This is a genomic window from Rothia endophytica (assembly GCF_928381505.1).
Taxonomy (GTDB): domain Bacteria; phylum Actinomycetota; class Actinomycetes; order Actinomycetales; family Micrococcaceae; genus Rothia; species Rothia endophytica_A.
The window spans coordinates 44,019-68,786 of the sequence record NZ_CAKMSJ010000001.1 but is presented as its reverse complement, the minus strand read 5'-3'; the positions used below and the strand labels follow the sequence as shown (position 1 = coordinate 68,786).

The 24,768-nt window shown below is 54.2% G+C and carries 22 protein-coding genes and 1 tRNA gene; 16 read left to right on the top strand and 7 right to left on the bottom strand.

The window, feature by feature from the left end; all coding sequences use genetic code 11:
- The first annotated feature begins 149 nt into the window (after nucleotides 1-149).
- Nucleotides 150-226, top strand: a tRNA-Met gene (locus tag L6990_RS00310).
- Nucleotides 227-362: 136 nt separating this feature from the next.
- On the opposite strand, the gene L6990_RS00305 is transcribed toward L6990_RS00310, so the two are convergent.
- Nucleotides 363-803: a hypothetical protein gene (locus L6990_RS00305; RefSeq protein WP_237202089.1), complete on the bottom strand. Its 441-nt coding sequence runs from the start codon at nucleotides 801-803 to the stop codon at nucleotides 363-365.
- A 370-nt stretch (nucleotides 804-1,173) separates the two neighbouring features.
- Between L6990_RS00305 and udk the strand changes: the two genes are divergently transcribed.
- Nucleotides 1,174-1,797 (top strand): uridine kinase, encoded by a 624-nt coding sequence (gene udk / locus L6990_RS00300; RefSeq protein WP_237202088.1) that lies wholly within the window; start codon nucleotides 1,174-1,176, stop codon nucleotides 1,795-1,797.
- A 104-nt stretch (nucleotides 1,798-1,901) separates the two neighbouring features.
- Here the strand turns inward: udk and L6990_RS00295 are convergent, their stop codons facing one another.
- Complete coding sequence (locus tag L6990_RS00295) at nucleotides 1,902-2,615, bottom strand: PspA/IM30 family protein (RefSeq protein WP_237202087.1); 714 nt, start codon at nucleotides 2,613-2,615, stop codon at nucleotides 1,902-1,904.
- Between the two features lie 161 nt (nucleotides 2,616-2,776).
- A complete protein-coding gene (locus L6990_RS11890; protein ID WP_272879249.1) occupies nucleotides 2,777-4,849 on the bottom strand; it encodes a TPM domain-containing protein in 2,073 nt (690 codons plus the stop codon).
- Between the two features lie 280 nt (nucleotides 4,850-5,129).
- On the opposite strand from L6990_RS11890, the gene L6990_RS00285 reads away from it, so the two are divergent.
- Nucleotides 5,130-6,590, top strand: coding sequence for a S1C family serine protease (locus L6990_RS00285; RefSeq protein ID WP_237202086.1), 1,461 nt, complete (start codon nucleotides 5,130-5,132; stop codon nucleotides 6,588-6,590).
- Nucleotides 6,591-6,676: 86 nt separating this feature from the next.
- Here the strand turns inward: L6990_RS00285 and L6990_RS00280 are convergent, their stop codons facing one another.
- A complete protein-coding gene (locus L6990_RS00280; protein ID WP_237202085.1) occupies nucleotides 6,677-7,144 on the bottom strand; it encodes a tRNA (cytidine(34)-2'-O)-methyltransferase in 468 nt (155 codons plus the stop codon).
- Nucleotides 7,145-7,259: 115 nt separating this feature from the next.
- Between L6990_RS00280 and L6990_RS00275 the strand changes: the two genes are divergently transcribed.
- The 10 genes from L6990_RS00275 to secA all read left to right on the top strand — a co-directional run bounded on the left by L6990_RS00275 (nucleotide 7,260) and on the right by secA (nucleotide 20,145).
- Nucleotides 7,260-8,489, top strand: a complete 1,230-nt coding sequence (locus L6990_RS00275; protein WP_237202084.1) for a cysteine desulfurase family protein — start codon at nucleotides 7,260-7,262, stop codon at nucleotides 8,487-8,489.
- An 88-nt stretch (nucleotides 8,490-8,577) separates the two neighbouring features.
- Nucleotides 8,578-9,768, top strand: coding sequence for a tRNA 2-thiouridine(34) synthase MnmA (gene mnmA, locus L6990_RS00270; RefSeq protein ID WP_237202083.1), 1,191 nt, complete (start codon nucleotides 8,578-8,580; stop codon nucleotides 9,766-9,768).
- Nucleotides 9,769-9,900: 132 nt separating this feature from the next.
- Nucleotides 9,901-10,281, top strand: a complete 381-nt coding sequence (locus tag L6990_RS00265) for a chorismate mutase (protein ID WP_237202082.1) — start codon at nucleotides 9,901-9,903, stop codon at nucleotides 10,279-10,281.
- A gap of 27 nt (nucleotides 10,282-10,308) precedes the next feature.
- Nucleotides 10,309-11,400, top strand: coding sequence for a hypothetical protein (locus L6990_RS00260; RefSeq protein WP_237202081.1), 1,092 nt, complete (start codon nucleotides 10,309-10,311; stop codon nucleotides 11,398-11,400).
- A gap of 79 nt (nucleotides 11,401-11,479) precedes the next feature.
- On the top strand, nucleotides 11,480-12,166 hold the full coding sequence (mtrA, locus tag L6990_RS00255; RefSeq protein WP_237202080.1) for an MtrAB system response regulator MtrA: 687 nt from the start codon (nucleotides 11,480-11,482) through the stop codon (nucleotides 12,164-12,166).
- Nucleotides 12,167-12,250: 84 nt separating this feature from the next.
- On the top strand, nucleotides 12,251-13,867 hold the full coding sequence (gene mtrB, locus L6990_RS00250; RefSeq protein ID WP_237202079.1) for an MtrAB system histidine kinase MtrB: 1,617 nt from the start codon (nucleotides 12,251-12,253) through the stop codon (nucleotides 13,865-13,867).
- On the top strand, nucleotides 13,854-15,539 hold the full coding sequence (locus L6990_RS00245) for an LpqB family beta-propeller domain-containing protein (RefSeq protein WP_237202078.1): 1,686 nt from the start codon (nucleotides 13,854-13,856) through the stop codon (nucleotides 15,537-15,539). Before mtrB ends, L6990_RS00245 begins: the two co-directional genes overlap by 14 nt.
- 108 nt (nucleotides 15,540-15,647) lie before the next feature.
- A complete protein-coding gene (locus L6990_RS11970) occupies nucleotides 15,648-16,481 on the top strand; it encodes a ComF family protein (RefSeq protein WP_369127816.1) in 834 nt (277 codons plus the stop codon).
- A 168-nt stretch (nucleotides 16,482-16,649) separates the two neighbouring features.
- Nucleotides 16,650-17,294: a ribosome hibernation-promoting factor, HPF/YfiA family gene (gene hpf, locus L6990_RS00240; protein WP_237202077.1), complete on the top strand. Its 645-nt coding sequence runs from the start codon at nucleotides 16,650-16,652 to the stop codon at nucleotides 17,292-17,294.
- A gap of 208 nt (nucleotides 17,295-17,502) precedes the next feature.
- Complete coding sequence (gene secA / locus L6990_RS00235; protein WP_237202076.1) at nucleotides 17,503-20,145, top strand: preprotein translocase subunit SecA; 2,643 nt, start codon at nucleotides 17,503-17,505, stop codon at nucleotides 20,143-20,145.
- An 85-nt stretch (nucleotides 20,146-20,230) separates the two neighbouring features.
- Here the strand turns inward: secA and L6990_RS00230 are convergent, their stop codons facing one another.
- Together L6990_RS00230 and L6990_RS00225 are read right to left on the bottom strand one after the other, a co-directional pair.
- Nucleotides 20,231-20,731 carry an Rv3235 family protein gene (locus L6990_RS00230; protein ID WP_237202075.1) on the bottom strand — a complete coding sequence of 167 codons (501 nt, stop codon included), beginning with the start codon at nucleotides 20,729-20,731 and terminating at the stop codon, nucleotides 20,231-20,233.
- 10 nt (nucleotides 20,732-20,741) lie between these two features.
- Nucleotides 20,742-21,590: a LysM peptidoglycan-binding domain-containing protein gene (locus L6990_RS00225; protein ID WP_237202074.1), complete on the bottom strand. Its 849-nt coding sequence runs from the start codon at nucleotides 21,588-21,590 to the stop codon at nucleotides 20,742-20,744.
- A 131-nt stretch (nucleotides 21,591-21,721) separates the two neighbouring features.
- Between L6990_RS00225 and L6990_RS00220 the strand changes: the two genes are divergently transcribed.
- On the top strand, nucleotides 21,722-22,273 hold the full coding sequence (locus tag L6990_RS00220; RefSeq protein WP_237202073.1) for a hypothetical protein: 552 nt from the start codon (nucleotides 21,722-21,724) through the stop codon (nucleotides 22,271-22,273).
- A gap of 21 nt (nucleotides 22,274-22,294) precedes the next feature.
- Here L6990_RS00220 and L6990_RS00215 read toward each other — a convergent pair whose 3' ends face one another.
- Nucleotides 22,295-22,522, bottom strand: coding sequence for a helix-turn-helix domain-containing protein (locus L6990_RS00215; RefSeq protein ID WP_237202072.1), 228 nt, complete (start codon nucleotides 22,520-22,522; stop codon nucleotides 22,295-22,297).
- Between the two features lie 208 nt (nucleotides 22,523-22,730).
- Here L6990_RS00215 and L6990_RS00210 point away from each other — a divergent pair, with 208 nt between their 5' ends.
- The gene (locus L6990_RS00210; protein WP_237202071.1) at nucleotides 22,731-23,369 is read left to right on the top strand and encodes a hypothetical protein; all 639 of its coding nucleotides are present in this window, start codon (nucleotides 22,731-22,733) and stop codon (nucleotides 23,367-23,369) included.
- The gene (locus tag L6990_RS00205) at nucleotides 23,369-24,751 is read left to right on the top strand and encodes an AAA family ATPase (protein WP_237202070.1); all 1,383 of its coding nucleotides are present in this window, start codon (nucleotides 23,369-23,371) and stop codon (nucleotides 24,749-24,751) included. Before L6990_RS00210 ends, L6990_RS00205 begins: the two co-directional genes overlap by 1 nt.
- Nucleotides 24,752-24,768 lie beyond the last annotated feature (17 nt).

Sequence of the window (24,768 nt, the reverse complement as noted above, 5' to 3'; positions counted from 1 at the left end):
GCCTTCCCTGTCGGGGCGGGCACCACCCTTTTTAGCGTTCCATCGGTGGTTCATCTGGTTGGCCCGCGTGAAGCTTTTGAGGGGTGGGTCACAAATGCCCCTTTCGGCTTGCGCACTGCCTGCGGGGTGCGTATAGTTATATAAGTCGCCGCGGGGTGGAGCAGTTCGGTAGCTCGCCGGGCTCATAACCCGGAGGTCAGAGGTTCAAATCCTCTCCCCGCAACCAAGACGAAAAGCGCCTCACGAAAGTGAGGCGCTTTTCTTTTTAACTATATGCGCGGATGAGGGCAATAAAAACCTGCAATTGGTACCGGGGGCACCAATTGCAGGTCTATATCGTGTACACAGCGATCTTGAAGGCTTTAGTCGGCCTGGGCCATCTGGGAAAATGTTTTCTGCTCTTCAAAGAGTGCTTTACGTAAGCTGTTGGCAAAACCAGCGGGGATGCGTGTAAAGCGGTGCGCACCATCGCCTAGGGATAGAGTATGGCCTGCAAGTGGCTGGTAGGACAGGCGCGCGTTCTCAAGACTATCGAGGTCTAGCGAAACTAAATGGCCGGATTGAAAACTGTTTTTAGTGATCAGCAGACGCTGACTGGTCACGAAAAGAACTGAATCCCCAAAGCCAGAAAAGCGTCCGGGGGCAATTTCTAAGACAGTCTCGCGGCCGAGAAGTGAATCAGCCATGTGCAACGCCTTTTGCAGCTTCTTCAGCTGTTTCTGATGAGATGAATGGTAGGAGAAGACCTGATTCAGGGAGGGGGAGTCGAAGGTTTCATTGACCCAGTTTTTGAATTTCATCATGGTTAGTCCTTTGTGGGGGAAAGGCAGGCATGTGCTTCCATTTACTATACGGGTTTTGTCCCCCAAAAGGAGGGAGTCTCATTGGAATTATAAAAACTTAGCTTAGGGTCACCAATAATTTTCTGTGAAGAATAAATAACGTTTAAATTTATAAAGCACCTAGTAGAAAAGAGTTATAAAGTTTCTATATCAAGTAAATGTTTTCTAATGAGGCAAGCTGGATTCAGTCAGATAGGGGGACAAAAACCTAGGTTGGCGGGCAAAGAAATTAACTGAAGGTAGACAGTTAACCCTCCAAGGCTTCCACGCCCTGATGTCATAAACATGTCACAATTAAGGAAGTTCTCCACACAAACGGCAGAAGAGACTCATGAAACCCCTCATTATTGGTATTGCAGGCGGCACCGGCTCCGGCAAGACGACGCTCACCAACTCACTTCTCAAGCGCTTCAACGGTCAGGTAGGGGTGATTTATCACGATAACTACTACAAGCGCAATGATCATCTCACTTACGATGAGCGTACTGAACTTAACTACGATGCACCCACAGCCTTCGATAATGACCTCCTGGTCACCCATCTCAAGGCTCTCATCGCCGGTCAGACTATCGAGACTCCGGTGTATGACTTCACCGACCATAATCGCTCAGAAGAAACGATGATTGTTCAGCCTCAGAGGATTATTATTCTTGAGGGCATTCTCATCTTCGTTGAGGAAGAAATCCGAAAACTGTGCGATATCAAAATTTTCGTTGATACTGATGCGGATGTACGCATTCTGCGTCGACTACGCAGAGATGTCATTGAGCGTGGCCGCAGTATTGAGTCGGTTGAAAGCCAGTATCTCGCCACCGTTAAGCCCATGCATGAGCTCCACGTCGAGCCTTCAAAACGTCACGCGGACATGATTATTCCTGAAGGAGCGAACCTTGTTGCTTTAGATATGCTGTTCCATCGTGTCAACGGGCAAATCCACGGGTGGGCAGAGAAGTAGTACAAACCAGGGCTTAAAGTAAGGGGCCGGGCGCCACTAAGAGCGGTGCCCGGCTCCTTTAATCACTTCTAACCCTGCATAAGAGAGGCTAGGAGCTGGGGAGCTTACTTGCCGTTTTTGAGAGCAGCGAGTCGTGCATCAAGCTCAGCCTCACGGCCCAGCGATTCAAGGTCGTTGAACTGGGCGTCCAAGGAGGACGCTGCGAGCTCCTGCTGCCCACGAACCTTTGCTTCCTCACGGCGAACCTTGTCCTCAAAACGGGAGATTTCGCTGGTGGGGTCCATAACGTCAAAGGACTTGAGGGCATCGTGCACCTGTGACTGGGCAGCAGCAGATTTCTGGCGAGCGTTGAGCTCATCGCGCTTGCGTGAGATTTCGCCCAGCTTTTCCTTCATCTGAGTCAGCCCAACCTTGAGCTTCTCCACGATTTCGGTCTGTGACTGAATCTGAGGTTCGATAGCTGAGGCTTCGTTCTCTGCCTGCATCTGGCGACCAAGGGCAACGCGCGCAAGGTTGTCGAACTTATCAGCGTTGGCGGTGTCACCAGCAGCACGGAATTCATCGGCTTTGCTAGAGGCAGCTAGAGCCTTTGAGCCCCATTCGCTCGCTTCACGGGTATCTTCTGCATGGTCTTCTTCGAGCATACGCAGATTGCCGATAGTCTGAGCAACAGCCTGCTCAGCCTCTGCAATATTGTTGGTGTAGTCACGAACCATCTGATCCAGCATCTTCTGAGGATCCTCTGCAGCATCGAGCAGGGAGTTAATGTTTGCCTTGGTAAGCTGTGCGATGCGGCTAAAAATAGTCTGCTTTGCCATGGGTCTACCTTTCGGGTATTGCGGGTCAGGCGTCGGGCACATGACCACTTGTTTTATTGTCTCAGGACGCCCGCCCCTGGGCTAGGGGTTAGGGGTGTCTGATGCTACGTTCTGGGCGAAATTGGGTGTTCTATGAGCCCGCCTTTAGGGGAGGGTGCTGCTTAGAAGTTGCCACCGGCACCACCGCCTGAGCCCCAGCCACCTCCGCCGAAGCCGCCACCAAAGCCGCCACCAAAGCCGCCACCTCCGCCAAAGCCACCTCCGAAGGAGCCCCCGCCCCAGCTTCCTCCGCCAAAGCCACCGCTGCTGCTGTTGTTTCCGCCCAGCAAGGTGCCCAGCAGAATGCCGCCCAGCATTGCCGAGTTGAAGTTGCCATTATTACCACCGCGACCACCGTAGCCGCTGTTGTTGAAGTGATCGACGTCGTTGCGGGCGATGTTCTGGGCCTCGTTGGCCAATCTAATAGCGTCATTGGCGTTAGCCAGTGCGGTCAATGGGTCTGAGGTTTGCAGCCGCTGCGCCTCTTGGAGGTGGCGCTCAGCTTCACGCAGGCGGGTTCGAGCCTCTGCCTTCACCCCGCCGCGTCGGGCCCACACATATTCACTAGCGGCAGATACCTGGGCTTGGGCTGAAACCAGTGCATGGCCCAGTGTCTGGCGTGCTGACTGTTGCTGTTCGTGGATCTGACGTACAGAGCCTAAGGCGGTATCTAGTTCGGAGCGCACTTCGTGCAGGCGCTGGCTCAGAAGGTAGGGGTCAATTAGTCCCTTATGGCGTTCTGCTCGAATTTGACCCAGCACTGCTTCAACTCCTGCTGCTGCACCTTGCAACTGGCTACTGCTTCCGGCTCCGCTGCGAGCCAGTTCTTTAGCCTGAGCTACATCTCGGTCGGCAATGATGAGAGCGCTGTCGAGGGACGCGGCCGTTGCATCGAGGTCTTTGGACGCGTGATCAATGGACTCCAAAAGACCCTTGGCCTGCCCCAGGGCCTCTTCAGCGGCACGTAATTTGATGATGGCACCACTGCGATTGGTAGCAAGCTGCTCCTCAGCTTCCTGCTCGGTGTTTCGGGCGAATTCAAGACGGGCCTCGGCTTCTTCGATATTGTCCGCCACCGTGGCGAAGGCGCTAGGGGCGTAGGCTGCAGCCATCGCAGTGAGTGAGCGTTCAGCTGCGGGGAAGAGCTGCTCTGTTTGCTTAATTTCAGTAGCTAGGGACTCTAGAGCCTGCGGGGCATTGTGCTCCAGCTGACGAAGCTTAGCGAAGTTATCTTCCTGTTCGCTGAGTGCCTTCTGCGCGTCTTGGGTTCTAGCGATAATCTCGCTGAGCCAGGCACGCTGATCGGCTTCGGTGTCAGGAATATCGTCATCAAGCTGTTTTTGCAACTGGAAAGATCGCTGCATGTGAGACTTAGCTTCTTCAACAGCTGCCAGGTAAGGGGTTACCGCATCTTCGCCGTATTGCAGGCGAGCAAACTCAACTTCTTGCAAGGAGTGGGCAATAGCGTCGTCGGTTGAAATGAGTAGCTCACCGGCCTGCTGGCGCAGTTGCTGGATACTGGACTGGGGAGGCTGCTGGGCAGAGGAGGCGCCTGGGCGGCCGCCTTCTGTGCGCTGACCCTTACGGGCAGAACGGCTACGGCTCAAGAGCAGAGCGCCACCGCCGGCCACTGCGGCAACACCCAACAAAGTGCCGCCGCCCACCATCACTTCGGTTGCGCGTGAGGTATCAGAGCCTGAGGAACCAGATCCACCGGTGCCACTTGAAACCGCTGTTTCTTCGATTCCTGTGACCGCGGCGTCGGCAGCCCCCTGGAAGTCAAGTTGGGTGAGTTTGGGGTAGATGTAATCATTGTAGATGGTGTTTTGCTGGTCCCTCGAAAGAACCGAAGTGTCACCGGCAATGAAGTAGGCCTGGCGGTCTTCGGTAGCAATAACTAACAGAACATCCTGGGCACCAAAGTTGTTGAGCTCAGCGAACCGGCTAGCCCATTCGGAGGAGCTGGAAGGTGCCTCAAAGCTATCAACCGTCACCACAAAGAGATTAACCCGCTGACTGCTTGAAAGATTTGAGATATCAGTTTCAAGACTGGAAGTATTGCCCAGGGAACTGGTGGTATCGGCTACACGGACACCGGGATCTAAATCAAACGGTGCTTCAGCGTAGGCGGCGGGGCCTAGGGCCAGCCCTAGGGCAGCGAGTAGTGAAGCACTCGTGAGTCGTGTGCGTGACATATTTCCCCTTGGTGTAATGGTCCGAACATTGCTCTGTTTTCATCATAGGGCGTAAATCACTCTATGGCGCCCTGCTGGAGCTAACCTTTCGCGGTGAGCACAGGGCGAGCAATTTTCAGGGGTAAATATGGGTTTATTACTGAACTTTCCTCCAAACCTGGCTCCCAGTTAAAGCACAGCTAATCTTCACAGTGAATCCAGATGCGTGGAGAATAATAAGCTGACGAACATGCGCCAGCCAGGTCGGGGGCGCTGAATTGATGATGAAGGACATACGCTCATGACCGAGAATTCCCAGAACCCCCAGAACCCCCAGAACCCTCAGAGGCCCCAGGGGGAAAGTGAGCCGAACCCGGCACCTGCTGACCAGGACCAAACCGTTCCGCTGAACACAGCCTACCCCGGTGATTATGGGCGTTCAGCTTACGGTTCATTTGGTGCCTATCAACCGCAACCGGCACCCAATGCCCCTTACGGAGCTCCGGCCGCTCCCTATAACACTGATGCGGGCTACGAAGATCAAGCGCAAAAGAAAAAGCCCGGCATCAAGACCTTAGCCGCGGTTGCCCTACTGTCAGCTCTGTTAGGTGGTGGCGCCGGTGGGGCTGTGGTCGCAGCCAGTGACTCTTCCCCCGCCTCCGGTATCGCTTCTCTCAGTAGCGGCACTACCATCGTCAATAACACCGACTCTGTTAACGCTGTAACCGCTGCTGCAGCCAAAGCGACCTCCTCAACGGTGACTATTTCGGCTGCTTCAACGAGGGAATCTGGCTCAGGCTCTGGAGTTGTCCTTGATGATCAGGGGCATATCCTCACTAACACCCACGTGGTAACGCTTGACGGGGCGACTGCATCAGCCGAGATTGAAGTGCAGCTTTCCGATGGCTCGGTTCGTGCCGCCAGTGTCGTGGGTACTGACCCCACCAGTGACCTGGCAGTCATCAAACTTAACGATGTTTCGGGCCTGACCCTCACGCCGGCGTCCCTGGGAGACTCGGGGAACCTCAATGTGGGTGACACAGCGATTGCCATCGGTGCTCCGCTGGGGCTACAGAATACGGTAACCACAGGTATCGTGTCTAACCTGGTGCGCACCATCGAGGTGGCATCATCTGCCGCTAATGAGCAGCAGACCGACTCTAGTGCCCAGCAGGACCCTTTTGGCACTTCCCCTTTCCAGTTTGATGTGCCTGGCCAGCAGCCACAGAACAACACCAAGTCAACAATTTCAATTAATGTTATTCAGACCGATGCGGCGGTTAATCCCGGCAACTCGGGAGGCGCTTTGGTCAATGCTGACGGTGAAGTCATCGGAATTAACGTGGCGATTGCTTCCACCGATTCAGGCAGTTCAAGTAGCGGCAACATCGGCGTAGGCTTCGCCATCCCTATCAACTACGCCAAGCGCGTTTCTCAGGAAATCATTGAGAATGGTTCTGCAAGTCACGGTTTGCTGGGGGCTAGTGTTTCAACGTCACCAGCTAATAATGATCAGTCCCTGGCATTCGGTGACGGAGCCCTGATTCAGGAAGTGGTCAGGGGCAGTGCGGCTGACCAGGCGGGGCTCCGCAGCGGGGATGTTGTGGTTGCTGTGAACGGCCGTTCTATCAGCGAAGCCACTGAGCTTACCGCTGCGGTGCGGCAAGCGGCAGCTGGTAGCAAGGTTAGCTTGACCGTCAACCGAAATGGCTCAACTCAGGATGTCGATGTAACCCTGGGCGATGCCAGGGACGCTGGCTAATAGATATAACGAAGCGGGGTGGGTCTCACTGTTAGGTGGGCCCACCCCGCTTCGTTGCAACCGGTAGTCTCTAAAGCTCTCCGGCTCTAGATTTGGCCTCCGGGAAACCCGTGCTGCCGCCATGCCTCGTAAATTGCGATAGAGGCGCTATTGGCTAGGTTGAGAGAGCGGCGCCCCGGAACCATGGGAATTTTGACACGTTCGGTAATGTGATCATCGTTCTGTACTGCCTCGGGTAGCCCTACCGATTCGGGGCCGAACATCAGCACATCCCCCTCTTGGTATGCGATATCGGCAAAGTTGGTGCGGGCCGTGGTGGTAAAGGCAAAGACACGGGCCGGGGTAAGAGCTGCCCAGGCGTCCTCCAGGGTTTCGTGGACGGTCATCACGGCTAGGTCGTGATAATCCAGACCTGCTCGGCGCAGGTTGGCGTCCTCAAAGTTAAAGCCCAGGGGCTTAACCAGGTGAAGCTCGGCACCGGTGATGGCAGCTAGACGGATCGCGTTGCCGGTATTACCGGGGATCTCGGGGGTATAAAAAAGAATCTTGAACACCCCACCAGTTTACGCAGAAGCCGTGGTGGGTTTTTCGTGAACCAGCCCATACGCGCCCGGGGGAGTGGGCGGGTAAGATGAAAGGCTGTACTTGAGCCGGCACGAAAGGGAGCCTATGCCACGCGTTTATATGGATCACGCTGCTACCACCGATGTCCTGCCTGCAGTGATTGAAGTGGTGACCGAGCAGATGCGTGCTGGCGGCAACCCCTCATCGCTACATTCTGCTGGGCGGCGAGCCCGTGCCACCGTTGAGTATGCCCGAGAACAGATCGCTGGGCTGGCTGGCTGTGACTCAGCTGAGGTCATTTTTACCTCCGGTGGTACGGAGGCAGATAACCTGGCGGTCAAGGGTCTCTACTGGAAGCGACGTGAAGCCAACCCTCAGTCAGTGCGTATTATCCTCTCAGCGGTGGAGCACCATGCTGTGGGGGATGCAGCAGAGTGGCTCGAAAAGCACGAGGGCGCTGAGCTGACTTGGCTACAACCGGATGCTCGGGGGCTTATTGCTCCCGAAACTCTTCGAGAAGCGATAGGCGATCACCCTGAAACGGTGGCACTGGCAACGGTGATGTGGGCTAACAATGAGGTGGGCACCGTTCAGCCGGTTGCACAACTAGCAGCAGTCGCTGCTGAATGTGGCATTCCCTTCCACACTGATGCTGTTCAGGCTTTTGGCACTCTCCCTCTTAACTTCCGTGCAAGCGGGGTCAGCACCATGGCTATTTCCGCCCATAAGATTGGTGGCCCCATGGGGGTTGGTGCTCTCATCGCTACCCGAGCTACCGGGCTAACCCCCGTCTTGCACGGGGGCGGGCAAGAGCGCTCGGTGCGTTCAGGCACGATTGATGCCGCCTCTATCGCAGGTTTTGGTGAAGCAGCTAGGTGGGCCGGGCAGAACCTGAAGCAGGAAGGCCAGCGTCTAGCCCAGCTACGCAATCGCCTGGTGGAGGGCGTCCTGGCAGCTATTCCTGAAGCTACTCTGCAGGGCGCACCGCTTGATGCTCCTGAGCAGAAGGAGGGCGGCGCTGGCAGGCTTCCCGGCAACGCCCACTTCACCTTCCCCGGCTGTGAGGGCGATTCCCTGCTCTTTTTGCTGGATATGGCTGGCATTGAAAGTTCTACCGGTTCAGCCTGCAACGCCGGGGTACCCCGCCCCTCCCACGTCCTTCTGGCAATGGGGCTCACCGAACATGAGGCCCGCGGCGCTCAGCGCTTCACCCTGGGCCACACCAGTACCGAAGCCGATGTCGATGCCCTGCTAGCAGCCCTACCGGCTGCCTGGGCCCAAGCAAAGAAAGCCGGCATGGCAGATCATACCCCTGATGCTGATCGCTGGAACTAGCCTTAGAGCAAGCAAACTCACGAAATAAGTAGACCCTCCCGGTGGTTACTCAAGAAAGAGACCACCGCACCCAAGGAATGACAAGACTATGAAAATACTGGCAGCTATGAGCGGTGGCGTAGACTCCGCCGTTGCCGCAGCCCGCGCCGTCGAAGCTGGCCACGAGGTGGTCGGCGTGCACCTAGCCCTCTCCCGCATGCCCGGCACCCTGCGTACCGGCAGCCGAGGCTGCTGCACCATTGAGGACTCCATGGACGCCCGCCGTGTCTGCGACCAGCTTGGCATCCCCTTCTACGTTTGGGACTTCTCGGAACGCTTCAAGGAAGACGTGGTCGATGACTTCATCAGCGAATACGAACACGGCCGTACCCCCAACCCCTGTATGCGTTGTAACGAAAAAATCAAGTTCGCAGCCCTTCTGGAAAAGGCAGTTGCTCTAGGTTTTGACGCTGTGGTGACTGGCCACTACGCCAAGGTCATCACCGATGCGGAGGGCAACCGAGAACTACACCGCGCCGCCACCTGGGCGAAAGACCAGTCCTACGTGCTGGGCGTACTCACCCACGAACAGCTACGGCACGCCTGGTTCCCTCTCGCCGATACCCCCTCCAAGGACGAGGTACGTGCCGAAGCAGCCCAGCGCGGCTTCTCGGTGGCCAAAAAACCGGACTCCTACGACATCTGCTTTATCCCCGAGGGCGATACCCGCGAATGGCTCGAAGAACACATCGATATGACCCAGGGCGATATTAAAGATACTGAAGGCAATCTCTTGGGCACCCACCGCGGGTCCCAAGCCTTCACCGTAGGCCAGCGTAAGGGGCTGGCCATCGGGCACCCAGCCCCAGACGGCAAACCCCGCTTTGTGCTCGAAATCCGCCCCAAAACCAACGAGGTGATCGTGGGCGGCCGTGACCTGCTCGAAATTGACGAGATCCGCGGCATCCGCGAAACCTGGGCCGGTGAGCCCATCGCCGAAGCCGCCGACTTTCTGGCCCAAGAGCCCGTGGAGGGCGCTCGCAGCGCTGATTTTGAGGTAGAAGCACAGGTGCGTGCCCACGCAGACCCGGTTGCTTCAACCGCCCACCTGGTCTGGGTTTTGGACGATGAGGCCGAGACCCCCGGTGCTCTCAGACTAGAAACCGTGGTTCGTCTGCACGAGAAGCTCCGCGGCGTAGCTCCTGGGCAGACCATGGTGATTTATCAGGGCACCCGAGTTCTGGGCCAGTCAACCATCGCCCGTGCCTACTCACTGGACCGGGCTGACATTACTGCTTGATGACGGGGAACTGTATGGTTTCCATCTTCTGGCGGGGCGTAAACGCTCACCACGGCGTCCTCAGTGTTTCAACAGGTGGGAACTTAGCCCCATAGATGTACCCAAAGAGCTGAGAATTTTTAGACTGGGATTATGAGTAACATGAGCACAGACCCTGATGAGCTGAGCACTCACGAGAATTTTGATACCCGGGCTACCTCCATGACGGGTGTAGCCCCTGAAGTGCTTGAAGAGCTGTTCACCATGCGGCAGACCATCGATAATATGGACGCTGCTCTGGTGCACATTTTGGCTGAGCGCTTTCGTGCTACCCAGCGGGTAGGGCACCTTAAGGCTGAGCACAGTTTGCCGGCGGGGGACCCGGGGCGGGAAGAGGCCCAGATCAAGCGTCTGCGTGGCCTGGCCCAGGCCGCCCATCTTGATCCTGAGTTTGCAGAGAAGTTTCTGAACTTTATTATTTCTGAGGTAATCCGCCACCATGAGCAGATTGCCGCCAAAATTACTGAGCCCTAATCTTAACTGAAAGGTCAGCTGAAACCTGTGAAACAGCGCCCTGCACTTTATTTGCCCACAGACGCTGAGATGCTTGCGCTTCGCAGGGACTCTGAGCAAGCCCTGACCTTTGAAGAGCATCTCTTGGTGCGTGCAACCGGTCTAGGGGGCTGGGGCGGGGTGAACATGGTGGATGCTGTCAGCCGGGTACGGGGGGAGCTGGGCGCCCCGCACCTCAGTTTCTTGCCTGAACTTGCTGACCGAGGTTTTCATGCCACGGCCCTGGGCCGTACCCTGGCCTGCCTTGAGGGGCTGACTGCTGATATAACGGCCAGCGGCTGGCGTATCACGGAGGGGTTCGCCAAAGAAGGCAGTCTTGCACAGACCCTTTTAGCTTCTGATATCAATGCTCTGGCAGATGTTGTGGGCAAAGAGAAGCACCCCGAGGGCGGGCTCAAGGTGCGGCTCCTGGGGCCTTTTAGCCTTGCAGCTAGTACCTACCTGACTAACGGGGAGCTGGTACTAATTGATCACGGGGCCCGCAGGGATCTATGTGATTCCCTTCTTGCTGGTCTTGAAGCACTGGTAGAGCGATTAAAGCAGGCAGCACCCGGTTTGCACCTCAGCTTGCAGTTCGACGAACCGTTGCTTCCCGCCGTCCTCGCCGGAACGATCAAGACATCCAGCGGGTATTCAACCGTGAGGGCACTGAAACGTCATGAAGCCGTCGAAACCTTTGCTCAGATTCACCGCCGTGCGGAGGGGTTGGGCGCTAACGTGCTGGTGCGCAGCAACGTCCTTGAACTGGACCCAGAAATTCAGGCAGTGCTCACGGCTCCGATGCTCAACCTCTCCGGTCGCCCTACTCGTGACTGGGAGCAGGTAGCCAGGATGGTAGAAGCGGGAGCCCGCCCTCTCTTTGAGACCGTCTCACCGCATACCCGCCAGCCGGTGGGTCAGTTAGCGCGTGATTTCTGGGTTCGCTGGAGAGACGTTGGGTTAGCCAAGAACCTGCTGAGCAGTATCACCCTTACTGATTTACCAGGTTTGGAAGAACAGAGCCCAGAAATTGCCACAACCGTGCTGGGGCACCTAACGGAGACCGCCCGTGCCCTCTCAGAAATTGCCCAGGACGCTTAGGAGCTGGTCTACCGAGGCAGATGCGGAGACACCGGTTAGACTGGTAGCTGATCTATCTTGAATTTCGAAGGAGCGCACAGTGAACGCAACCATTCTCGTCGTTGATGATGATGATGCCCTGGCAGAGATGGTGGGAATCGTCCTAGCCCAGGAGGGTTACGACGCTGTCTTTTGTGACGCTGGTGATCGCGCCATCGAATCTTTCATCACTCATCAGCCTGATCTCATTCTTCTGGATTTTATGCTCCCCGGTATGGACGGAATTCAGGTCTGTACCCAAATTCGTGCTGAATCAGATGTCCCCATCATCATGCTGACCGCTAAGGGCGACACCGAAGACGTGGTCAAGGGCCTAGAAGCTGGTGCAGATGACTACATCACTAAACCCTTTAAGCCCGCTGAATTGTTGGCCCGCGTCCGTGCACGCCTTCGCCCGCGAGAAGACCGCTTCATTGAGCCGATCTGCGTCGGTTCCCTTCATATTGATCTCGCCGGCCATACCGTTTCCCGCGACGGTGAGAACATTTCCCTCACCCCGCTGGAGTTTGAGTTGCTAGCTAACCTTGCCCGCCAGCCGGGGCAGGTAATGACTCGTGAGACCCTGCTGAGGAATGTGTGGGGCTATGAGAAAACCGTAGATTCTCGTCTGGTTAATGTTCATATTCAGCGCCTGCGAGCCAAAATCGAAAAGGACCCGGAGAACCCCGAGATCGTGCTTACCGTGCGAGGCGTGGGCTACAAGGCCGCCGCAAACGGGGCACGCTAAACGGTGGCTCTCTCCCTGGGTACCTCGGGCGCTGAGCGGGGTCGCTTCCACTGGCTGGGGCGGCCCCTTCACCGTCTTAAAAAAATGTGGCAGCAATCCCTTCAGTTTCGCGCTGTGCTCACTGCTGCACTGCTGCTCCTTATCTCCTTCATGTTTGTTGGGTCCTTTATTTCCCACCAGATTGCTAACTCCCTGTTTCGAGGCAACCTGGAGCAAGCTTTAGAGGAATCATCGAGCGGCTTCAGCAACGTCCAAACCCTGCTAAATGCCTCTGACGCTACCGGCCGTACTGAAATCCAGCGGGACGTTGCCCGGTTCTTGACGGTGCTGGAAACCACCAGTGCGGATCGAAACCGTGAGTGGGTGCTTCTGCAAGACATCAACGCCACCACGCAGGGCTTCGTGTCGGAGCAGAGCCAATCAGGTAACACAACAGCCGCCGATATTCCAGAAGAACTAGCGCAAACGGTTAGCTCTGGGCGGGGTATTTACTGGCAGTCTTCGGCAAGTGTAGGGCCGGACGGAAGGACGGTTCCTACCCTGGTTGTGGGTACTAAGATTTCAATTCCTCAGAACCCTGATTACGCTTTCTACCTGGTCTACGATTTGTCTTCTTCCCAGAACACGGTGAATTACATCAACGTGGTGGTATGGATTGGTTTCGCCATCCTGCTTCTGGTGGTTCTTTCCATTGTGTGGGCCATTTCCCGAACCGTGATTCGTCCTATCAGTTCCACTGCAATCACGGCAGAAAAGCTTGCTGCTGGTGACTTGGATCAGCGTGTACTGGTACGCGGTGAACACGAAACTGCCAGGCTTGGTATGTCCTTCAACCGCATGGCTGACTCACTGCAGGATCAGATTTCCCGCCTTGAGACGCTGTCCACTATGCAGCAGCGATTCGTCTCCGATGTTTCCCATGAGCTTCGCACGCCGCTCACCACTGTGCGTATGGCGGCTGAGATGCTGCACGATAGCCGAGACAACATGGAACCCATTTATAAGCGTTCCACCGAGTTGCTCTATAACCAGGTGGATCGCTTTGATAACCTGCTGGCAGACTTGTTGGAGATTTCACGCTTTGATGCCGGCAGCCAGACTCTTGATCCGGTTTCGGTGGATTTCATGGCGGTCCTCAGCGAAGTGCTCAAGGCGGTCGAGCCGCACTTGCAGCGCACGGGCACCGAGTTGACCGTTCACACCAACTACTCTGAGATTATGGCGGATATGGATCATCGCCGTATCGAACGCGTTATGCGTAACCTCATCTTCAACGCTGTTGAGCACAGTGAGGGCAAGCCCATCGATATTTATATTGATGCTACCGACACTGCTTTGGGCGTTGCGGTGCGTGACCACGGTATAGGTCTGAGCTCGGAGGAAACGGAGCAGGTCTTTAATAGGTTCTGGCGAGCAGATACGTCCCGCAAGAGGACGCTGGGCGGAACTGGGCTGGGGTTATCGATTGCTGCCGAGGACGTCCGCCTGCACCAGGGAACCCTGGAGGCCTGGGGTATTAAGGGGCAGGGGGCCTGCTTCCGCATGACCATTCCCCTGAAGGAAGGCGGAGTAATGGGGGCTTCACCCGTCCTCATTAGCGGGCACCCCACCCCGTCACCCGTTGAAGTTGAGTTTGGTGCTGACACCTCCACCCATCGACTAGGAATAGAGCAGGAGCAACACCCAGATGCGACCTCTTAACCGTAGAGACCTCCTATCGGCGTCTTTGGTCTCAGCGGCAGCCGCTCTAACGGGCTGCGCTGCGATTCCGACCGATGGAGAAGTTAACCATTACGCTGACCCTCGGAATACAGCTTCACCTACCGAAGCCATCGATACTCCCGCTGGCCCTGTGCCGGGGGCGACACCCACTGAAATCATCGATGGGTTCCTGCACGCCGGTGTTGGGGCTAATGATGATTACAGTGTTGCTCGTCTTTTCCTCACCGAATCTCTGGCCCAGTCTTGGAGACCTGACGGGCAGACCCTCATCTACAACTCGTCGGTTACGACCGAAGAAACTGGGCAGGACACCTTCACGGTGACCGTCCCAACCTCCACTCTTGTCGACGGTAGGGGCCTTGCTACGTCCTATACCGAAGCTACAGAAAATGAACTTGAGTTTTCTCTTCGGCAGGTAGAGGGGGAGTGGCGTATTTCTACTGCTCCAGATGGAACTGTTTTGAGTAGAACTGAGTTCGGTGAGGTTTTCAGCCCTTTCACACTCTACTTCTACGATCCAACCTTTACTCAGGCTGTGCCTGATGTGCGCTGGTTCGTAGAACGCCCTACCGTCGCAACGTCTCTTGTGAGGGTCTTGCTTGAAGGCCCGGCACCTTATCTTGAAGGTGGCGTGATTACAGCGATCCCTCCTAACACCAGTTTGACCCGAAACTCAGTGACGGTGGAAAACGGCAGGGCGGACGTCCAGCTGTCGGGCGGCCCCTCTCTGCAGTCTGCGAGTGCACTCGACTTGGAACGTCTGCGTACGCAGCTCACCCAGACTCTCTCTAACTTAGCTTCTATTACCTCAACCCAGCTGAGCATTAATAATCAGGTAATTAATACTCAGGATCTTGAAAATTACCGGGAGCCAACAATTAATGCTGAGGTGCCTCCATTTGTGTTGGGGGTTGAGAATAACCGTTTGGTGATGCGCGATAATTTGTCTGCGAGTGAGAACCAGAGTTTTGTTTTTGCGCAAAGTGGTGTTGCCCCAGCCCAGCCTGCTATGAACTACAGCCGCACTTCCTTTAGCTTTACGGCTACTGACAGATCTGAGCTGTGGTTAGCTACGCTTTCTGAGGCCCACGTGGTGCACCGGGGGGTAGGCATTCTTCAGCCGAGCTATGATCATCAGAACTGGTTATGGATTGCTCAAGAGGACGGCAGTGTGCGGGCCTTAGCTGCGGGCCAGCGGGGAGCTGAACCCAGAGCGCTTGAAACGTGGCTGCACGGCCAGACGCTTTTGTCGTTAGCGGTAGCCCGTGACGGTGCCCGTGTTGCTTTGGTGACCTCAACAGATGGTGCTACTTCAGCTTGGATTTCAGCGATTCGACGCGCTGAAGACGGGGCGCCGCTGGAGTTGTTGGACCCAGTTCAGGTTGGCACCGTCATCAGCCCTGACGGTGTGGAGTGGGTGAGTGATGAAGACGTGATTCTTTGGAATACCACCACAGCTGAAACCGAGATGGTCTCTTTGACCGGTCAAAGCACCCGGTATGACAACCTGCCTGACATTGAGCATATTGTGACCGGTAGCGGTGTTGATCAGGTGGTTGCTACTAGTAAGACGGGCACGCTTTTCATCGTGGCTGGTAACGGTTGGACTCGCATTGAATCCAGCCTGTCGGCGCTTAACTATTCGGGCTAAGCGTTATTTAGTCCCAATGTGGCGGTAACCGGTTTATTGGTTCGCACCACTTATCCACTTTTCTAGCTGTCGCTTGTGGTTGAGGCCCTGGGGCGCCATTCTAGCGGTATGAAAAGTATTGATGCTTTAGCTGGCTGGGCTACCAGAGGTGGGCGGTCGCTTGATGAACTGGCAGAACTCTTCGCACCGCGGTTCTGCGCTGTGTGTAGGTCCTATGGGGAGCCTATGCGAGGAAGAAGGGCACTGTGCCCCAGGTGCTCGAGACTTTTGAATATAGCTACCTTGAATCTTGCGATGACGGAGCTGACCTACGCTCCCTGCCCGGTAGCAAGCTCCGGGGAGTACGAGTACGAGCTGGCTCATTGCCTCTTGAGTTTCAAAAATGCTGCGCGTACTGATCTGGTATCCCATCTGGGTTCTGCGCTAGCTAGGTCGCTGACTTTTCTGTGCCAGGAGGTTGGCCTTGCCCAGGTTGCGGGGAAGGCTGCATCGGTTTATCTCATCCCTATCCCCTCCAGCCGGCAGTCGGTAGGACGCCGGGGTTTCGCGCCTGCGTCCGAGCTCACGAGGGCTGCTAGCAAGCTTTTGCCTTCGACATATCCAGAGGTAAGTTTTACCGTTCTTGAAGCTTTACGCCCTCTTTACACTGGCGAAGGGGCTAAAGGACTAGCTGGTAGTGCTAAAGGTGCCCAGAAGCAATTGGGGCAGCAAGCAAGGTACTGGAGAATGCAGGGGAGCCTGCGAGTGCGCCAACCTATGCTGAGTTGGGCTGGGCGTTATCTGGATTTATCCGGCCGAATCTGCATTATCTGTGATGATGTTGCCACCACGGGTGCTTCTATCGCTGAAGCGTATAGGGTTCTATCGGAGGCTGGTGCTTGCGTGGTGGGTGCGGCCGCTGTTGCGAGAGTTCAACGACGTTCGGAGCTACTTGCGTCTTAGGTTGTCCCCAAAGAAATGAAAAAATGAAGAAAATTTCCCAAAAAGATCGCGGAGAATGACTTACGCCACAAACAGGCGTACAGTTAAAGCAAGGAATCAGCCAGACAAGATTCCCCGGATCGAAGCCTTCACAAGCTGAGATTCAACCCCCAGACCGTGGAGGGAATTGTGGAACTCAACGTACAAGGCCGCAACGTCAAAATTAGCGAACGCCTGCAAGAATACGTCGAAAGTCGAGTCGTCAAGTTCGAAACGCTCGGCGATAACGTTACTGACATCGAAGTCAAATTTACTAAAGAAGGCCATGGCGGCCCCCGCTCAATCCGTGTTGAAATCACTGTCATTGGTCGTGGACCCGTGCTTCGTGCAGAATCAGAGGGCGAAGACAAATTCGCTGTCTTTGACGATGCCTTTGGCAAACTTCTTGAGCGTTTACGCCGGGCTCGTGACCGTCGTAAAGACCGACGCGTAGGTGGCAAGCATCCTGTCTCGGTGGCTGAAGCTACCGGTTCCATCCCCGTAGTTGCTGAAGGTCAGGCGGTTGCGACCACTGAGATTCATGTTGACGATGTACCTGTCGAGGAGGCCGCATTCGCCGGTGAATACAACCTCACCGATGAGGTCTCTTCTCCCATCGAAATCCGTAAGAAGAGCTTCCCTGCTGATCGGCTAACTTCCGAAGAGGCCGTTGATCGCATGGAGCTGGTAGGTCATGATTTCTTCATCTATGTTGATAAAGAAACTGGCGCACCGTCCGCAGTCTACCGCCGTAAGGGCTGGTCCTACGGTGTCATTGCTCTCGACGCTGAGTAAGAACTCCTAGGTTATTTCAAAGCCTAAAATATATAGCTGGCCCCCAACCTCTAGGGTGGGGGTCAGCTTTTTAACCGGCAGAACACGCGGGCATCTCTAAGCGCTGGGCAAAAGCTCATCAGAACACCGGTGGTGCACTAGTATTATGTGAATGACTGTGTGCAGATTGTATGCAGCTGCCGGCCCACCTACCTAGGAGCAAACTTCAGTGGCATCTCTTCTGGAAAAGCTACTCCGCAGCGGAGACAAAAGAATCCTCAAGCAGCTGCGTGCTTACACCGATGCAGTAAATTCACTCGAAGATAGCTTTGTCGCCATGAGCGACGAAGAACTCCGCGCTGAAACAGACTCCTTCCGTCAGCGTGTTGAAAATGGGGAAAGTCTGGACCTTCTACTCCCAGAGGCTTTCGCTGTGGTTCGTGAGGCATCTAAGCGCACGCTGGGTAAACGTCATTATGATGTTCAGCTGATGGGCGGTGCTGCTCTCCACCTGGGCAACATCGCCGAAATGAAAACTGGTGAAGGCAAAACCCTGGTTGCCACCGCCCCTGCTTATCTCAATGCACTCTCAGGCAAGGGCGTTCACGTCATTACCGTTAACGATTACCTAGCTGAATACCAGGCGAACCTCATGGGTCGAGTTTTCCGATTCCTGGGAATGGAAACTGGCGTTATTCTTGCTAACCAGAGCCCCGAAGTGCGCCGAAAGCAGTACGAAGCTGACGTTACATACGGCACCAATAATGAATTTGGCTTCGATTACCTACGCGACAACATGGCGTGGACTAAAGAAGAGCAGGTGCAGCGCGGGCACAACTTTGCGATCGTCGATGAGGTTGACTCAATCCTGATCGATGAAGCTCGTACGCCGCTGATTATCTCCGGCCCAGCTATGGGCGAGGCTAACCGCTGGTACGGCGAATTTGCTCGCATCGCTAAGCGCCTTGTTCTTGATGAGGACTATGAGGTCGATGAAAAGAAGCGTACCGTTGGTGTACTCGAAAGCGGTATCGATAAGGTCGAAGACCACCTCGGTATCGAGAATCTTTATGAATCGCAGAATACCCCGCTCATCGGTTTTCTAAACAATGCCATCAAGGCTAAAGAGCTCTTTAAGGGCAACAAGGACTACGTTGTTATGAACGGCGAAGTCATGATTGTCGATGAGCACACCGGGCGTATTTTGGCGGGACGCCGATACAACGACGGTATCCACCAGGCAATTGAAGCCAAGGAAGATGTCGAGGTGAAGCCCGAGAACCAAACCATGGCGACCGTGACGCTTCAGAACTACTTCCGCATGTACGACAAACTCTCTGGCATGACCGGTACCGCAGAGACCGAAGCAGCTGAGTTTATGAATACCTATGAACTGGGTGTTGTTCCTATTCCCACCAATAAGAGCATCCAGCGTATTGACCAGCCTGATAAGGTCTACAAAAACGAAATCGCTAAGTTCAATGCGGTGGTTAAGGATATCCAGGAACGCCATGCAAGCGGTCAGCCTGTACTGGTGGGCACCACCAGCGTTGAAAAATCTGAATACCTGTCAAAACTCCTCGCTAAAGAGGGTATTCGTCACGAAGTTCTCAACGCTAAGAACAACGCGCGCGAAGCGTTAATCGTCGCTCAGGCAGGGCGCAAAGGTGCCGTTACCGTAGCTACTAACATGGCCGGTCGAGGTACCGACATTATGCTGGGCGGTAACCCCGAATTTGAAGCCGTTGAATCTATGAAGGCTCTGGGGCTTGATCCTCTTGAAAACGCTGAGGAATACGAGACCAAGTGGCCTGAGGTTCTTGAAGCGGCAGAACTGGCGTCGGCAGCAGAGCATGACGAGGTAACGGCTCTGGGCGGTCTTTATGTGCTGGGCACAGAACGTCACGAGTCGCGGCGAATCGATAATCAGCTGCGTGGCCGTTCAGGGCGTCAGGGCGATCCCGGGGAATCACGCTTCTACCTCTCTCTGTCTGATGACCTCATGCGACTGTTCAACGGCCAGGCCGCTTCACGTCTTATGGCTGGTGCGCCGGACGATACGGCGCTGGACTCAAAGCTAGTGTCTCGTGTTATTGCCTCAGCGCAGGGGCAGGTTGAAGCTCGTAACGCTGAACAGCGCAAAAATGTGCTCAAATATGATGATGTTCTGAACCGTCAGCGTGAAGCGATGTACAAGGACCGCGGCCAGATTCTTGACGGCAGCGACCTCAAGGATCAGATTCAGAAGTTCCGCGTTGAGGTTATTACTTCGGCTATTGACGCACACGTTGGTAGCGGGCACGCGGAGGACTGGGACTTTGATGCACTGTGGGAGTCACTAAAGACCGTTTTCCCTGTTTCTATCACTCCAGAAGATCTTTTCGAAGAGGCTGGGGATCGCACTAAGGTCACCCGTGATCTGCTGGTGACTGAGGTACTTGCCGACGCCGAAGTGCAGTACGAGGACCGCGAAGCTTCTGTTGGTGAGGATGCCATGCGCGAAATCGAGCGTCGAGTGGTACTTTCAGTAATAGGCAAACGATGGCCTGAACACCTCTACGAGATGGATTACCTCAAGGAAGGTATCGGCCTGCGTGCTATGGCTCAGCGTGATCCTCTGGTTGAGTACCAGAGGGAGGGCTACGCCATGTATCAAAGCATGATGGGAGCCATTCGCGAAGAGACGGTCTCAACCCTCTTCAGCTTGGATCTTTCAAAGCAGCGTACTCAAAATTCAAAGATTCAGTTGAAGATTCCTGCTCAGCCTAAGTTCTTGCAGTACTCGGCACCTACCGAAGGTGGTAAAACAGAGGTTCGTACTGAGCCTGCTCCAGAGCCTGAAAATGATGCCATTGAAGTAGAGAAAAAGTAAATATCCAGAGGGGGGAGGGGCCGGTCATCCTATGACCGAGCCCCTCACTTTTAGGCTTCACAGTTTCCTGTACGTGCGTGAGTGCTTAGGCAATATCAAGAGCCGTAATTTTCCACCGACGGTTGAGGAACTCAGCACGTAGGGCTACTGCTCGCGCTCTCTGCGCGTCCTGAACGATAAGGCAGGCCTCGTAGGCTTTGGGGGAAACCTTCTGCAGAATAATCCTGCGAGCCTTTACCGGGTGTACCTTGGGCTGGAGTGGGCCTGAAGACGCCGGTGGCTGGAAGGTGCGGTTGACCATCTCATGAACCTTCTGGACCTGTTGGTGAACCCTCCGGTAACAGGCCTGAGAAAGCCAAGGGGAAAGGTGGTGCATGGGGCGTAGACCCATAAAAGTTTCAACGGTGGCCAGCCCGATTGAAAGCGCCAGCTGTTCAACCGATTTTTCTTCTGCACTGATGTAGACAGGATCATTTTGTGGTTGCTTAACCTGTCGTTCGAAGTAGGGAGCGTAGTGCTCTTCGTATTCTGTTGCATCGATGATGCAGTAACGGTTGCGGTCATGTTCTGGGAATGCGGTTTTCATGGTTTTCTCCTCAGAAAGGTAGCGTGATGCTTTGCCCCGGGTAAATGAGACTTTCAAGTGTTGGAATATCTTTGGCGTTGGCAGATTGGATGTTGCGTACAAGGCTGAGCACTTCAGCACCGCTAGCTGTAGCGGGTAGCTGCTGTTCAGCAATGGACCAGAGAGTGTCGCCCTGCTGAATGATGTATACCCGTGGTGATACGTGCGCTACGGGGTCGCTATCCTGCGAAGATGCCCGTAGAGGTTCTACAGGCTTCCGGAGTCCGCCGAATAAAGGTGAGAGCTGAGTGTGCTGACTAGTCTTAGTAACCGTCACTTCGACCTGACCCCCTTCATTGCCAATTAATGTCGGGGATGGTGAATCTGAAAACAGGGGAGAGGTACCGGGGGAAGTGCCGAATGAATCATTAGAAGGAGGCAAGAAAAGACCTATCGGAAGCGGTTCTTCGTGTTGCTGAACCTGAGTAACCGAACTAAGGGGTTGAACAGTCGGGGTTGTTGAGGCTAATGCTGGGTTGTTCAGTAGCCCCAATCCAAATAGTCCGGTCACAGTAGCTTTTACAGCCGTCGGAGCCCAGGAAGGTAAGCTAACCTGCTCTCGCCCTTTGAGCCTAGCCTTGATAACAAGCATCGAGCTGACTGCCATACTGAGGAACCACCACAGAAAAACAATGGAGCAAATGGTGAACGCTACAGCACATGATAGAGCTTCCCACCACATCCCAGACTCCTGCGACTGACCCTGAGAAATAAGGTGGAATTTGTGCGTGAGAAGGCTGTAGCTAGCCAAGCTCCCCACCGAAGCGATGGCAGGAACAGCAACCACCGAGAAGATACTCACCATCTTGCTCTTCATCATCTGCTCCAATCCTGTTATTTGATGTAGTTAGATGAATAATCATCATAATAACCTCTTTTTAATTCTTTTCAAGGTCTTTCGTTGCTTTCGTGCGCATTTACATTTTTTGCCTCGGTGGATAGGCTCGATACATGAACAACTTGGACTTGCTTCTTCGTGATTATGAGATTCAACTAGATGAGAGTAAACGGCTCAACTATGAGGCAGATGCGGCAGAGGTTCGCCGATCGGAAGCCGCAAAAATTCATCTAGCAGACCGTCTCGCTGCTCAAATGGGTCAGCAACTTGTTGTTCACGGGTTGAACTCAGAGATGTGGCGCGGAACCCTCAAAAATATTGGACTGGGCTGGATTCAATTGGAATCAAGTGCAGGTGATCTCATTGTTCCCCTGGCAAGTCTCATGTGGTGGGAGGGTGGGGATAACAAATCCTTCACATCAGCCCAGGAGGTAAGCAGAAAGTTGACCCTGGGGTATGTTCTAAGGGCTCTAGCAGCTTCTCAACAGACCGTGTCAATTTCTCACGGTGGGCCAGATTCCCCGCTCACTGAGGGGCGGATTATTACGGTAGGTGCTGACTATTGCGAATTATTTGTGCAGAGAATAGAAGCAAAAGAGGGCACGCAAAAAAGTGAAGTGCGCGTTATACCCTTTGGGGCGATTGCAGCACTTCGTGCCAGGTAAATGCAAAAGAAAATAGGGAGCTTAGGCTTCTTGGTGGTCTAGCTGCTCAGCTTTGATGCTTTCTTCGGTCTTTTGATACATGGCCTGAATGTACTGTTCAAGCATCGAGCTTTCAACGCGCCACTGATTTCGACCACCAATCTGAATCCCCTTGAGTTCGCCGGTTCTCACCAGTGCGCGAGTCTGACTTAGGGAGATATTCAGAATTTCACTCACATCAGTCAGTGTTAGAAAACGCTGTTCGACCATGGGGCTTCCTTCGTATGGTGATCCAATCACTATCTTGATTTATTTTAGTGCATTTTGGTGTGGTTTGGAAGAAAAATGCCGCTATTGAGTCTTGTTAGCGCTTTGTGGCGTAATGTTTGGTCAGATGCTGGTGTTGATTTGGAAAGTTATTGTTTGATTAGTGAAAATTCTGATAGTAGTACCCAACTTGATGAAGGAAGCTCTGCCCATGCCATCTAAGCTGACACCGCGTTTCAAAAAGCCAGGAGCCACAGACCCACGGCTCCTTATCGGAGTTTTCATTGTGGTTCTTTCTCTGCTGGGGGTTCTGGGAATTATCCGAGCGACCAACCAAACAGAGCCTTTTTATGCCCTCACCGCTGATGTCGGCATTGGTGAAAATATCACGACCCAAAACCTAACTGTTGTTGACGCAAGGTTAGCCGGCTCTAGCGAACGATACATCTCTGCAGATCAGCCTATTGCCCCTGGAACTGTAGCTAAGCGTCCTCTAGTATCAGGAGAATTGCTAGCGGCTTCAGCGGTCACTACCGATCTCAAAGAAGGGCGCAGGCTGGTGACCCTTCTCAAAGATCAATACGCGGTTGCCGACTTCCAAGCGGGGGATCGAGTGGATATTTGGGTTGCCTCAAAGGCTGAAGGATCAAATACATACAATGAACCCAGAGTAATTGCGGAGGGAGCTGAAATTCATTCGGTGACTGCACAGGAGTCGATTATTGGTGGGACGGGTCAATCTGCTGTAGAGCTGTGGGTAGAGTCTGATCTTTTGAGCGCGGTTCTCGCAACTAGCAGCGATGGGTCGGTCATCAACATCGTGCCTTCAACCTATGGGGCAGGCCAGTAATGCAGATTCCAATTATTGTTGTTGGAGATATCTCCGGCAGGTATATTTCGGGAATTGAGTCTCAGCGCGGGGATATTAGCGTGGTACGCCACGTCCACGACCTTGGGGAAATGCTGGGAACCGCGCAGAGCGGGATAGCCCGTGCAGTTCTTTTGGTGACCCAATACGAGGATCTCACACAATCAATGCTCGCGGCGCTCTATGAACTTGATGTAGCTGTTTGCGCTGTAATCGACCCGGGTAGCAACCTGCCTTTCTCTGAAATTTACACTATTGATGCTCTGGCTGATATACCTGATGTACTTCAGGGGGTTCGCTTGGCTGTAGAGCGGCTTGAAGATTTTAGTGGCTCTGATGTTGGGGCCTACGACAAGCAGCTGAGTAATTCAACACTCGAAGTTGAATCTCCTGAAACCGAATTAGATCAGGCTGTTTCAGAAAAGACAGAAGAGCGTCTCGGCAAAGTGCTGGCTGTCTGGGGAGCCCAAGGATCTCCCGGTAGAACGACTTTTGCAGTGAATCTTTCAGGGCTAGCAGCAAACGCTGGGCACAAGGTTTGCTTGGTGGATGCAGATACCTATGGCGCCTCCGTAGGGGCTGTTTTAGGTTTGACTGATGACTATTCGAGTTTGGCTCAGATGTGCCATTTTGCCGATAGAGGTAATCTTGATGCGCAAAAGATTGATGAGCTGGTTAGCACGATTCAGCATAAATCCCACCAGCTGGATATCATTAGCGGCATCAACCGCCCTGATCGCTGGACCGAGATCAGGGGTAAAGCCCTGAGCCGAGTGATCAATATGCTGAGGGAAAAGTATGATGTGATCATCATTGACACCTCGTTTTGTATTGAGCAGGACGAAGCCGCGGCCTTTGATGGGTTGGCACCCTTGCGTAATGACGGTACATTGACAAGCATTCTTGAAGCAGACCATATTCTCGTTGTTGGCGCTGCAGATGTGGTGGGCGTACCCAGAACTGTCAAAGCTCTGGACAGCCTAAAAAACCTCCTGTCAGACACCATGATTGATGTACCTCGAAGCGTCTTCTTTAATAAGGTTCGGGCAGATGCCGTAGGCGCTAATCCCACCGTGGCAATAGAGCATGCTTGGGAACGCTTTGGTCCCTCAGAAAAAATCGATGGGTATGTGAGCGAGGATCGGGCAACTACAGATAAAGCTTGCCTCTCCGGTAAAACCATTATGGAGGCCGCACCGAAATCCAAGGTGGGACTTGAATTTGAAAGCGTTTTTATGCATATCTCTGATGTCCTAGCTTTGCGTCCTGCAGAAGATTTACCAGATGATGTATCAAATCTGCCTTCTGATAACGTGAGGGATAAACACAAGCTCGGGCCTTTAGCTCGGCTTTGGGGTAGGTAGAGTGCCGCTATTGGCCC